Origin of the sequence: Streptomyces niphimycinicus (genome assembly GCF_018883605.1) — a bacterium.
Taxonomy (GTDB): domain Bacteria; phylum Actinomycetota; class Actinomycetes; order Streptomycetales; family Streptomycetaceae; genus Streptomyces; species Streptomyces niphimycinicus.
Genome location: NZ_JAHLEM010001351.1, coordinates 1 through 444, shown reverse-complemented (window position 1 = coordinate 444; position 444 = coordinate 1). Strand labels below are relative to the sequence as shown.

General features: G+C 78.4%; 1 pseudogene. It reads right to left on the bottom strand.

Features of this window, described 5'->3' with window-relative positions:
• A pseudogene (locus tag KN815_RS49695) lies at positions 1-444 on the bottom strand (hypothetical protein); the annotation flags it as partial.

Here is a 444-nt window from a genome sequence, read left to right as displayed (position 1 = left end):
GGCCGGGCGCAGGGGCGCGAGCGCCCGCGCGAACCGCTCGGCCCACGCCGCCGACACCGCGTCCACGGTCACGGTCGTGGCGGCGCCGGTCGCACCGGTGAGCCCGGAGACCCCGGTGGCCCCCGTGACCCCGGCGATGCCGGACGCGGCCCGGTCCCCGTCCCCGTTCCCGTTCCTGTCTCTGCCCCTGTCCCCGTTCCCGTGGACGATCTGTAGCCCCGTGGCCACATCGCCGCTCAGCACGGCCGCCACCCCGGAGGCCGCGAAGGCCGCGGACGCGGCACAGGCCGCCTCATAGCTCATCGGCAGCGGGGACGCGGGCGACGCGGCGGGCGCCTCGGTCAGACAGAGCAGATGGATCCCGGCGGCGGAGCCGGTCACCGCCAGCCGGGCGAGCGTGTCGCGCAGCGCGGCCGGACCGGGCGCGCCGTCCACGACCACCAC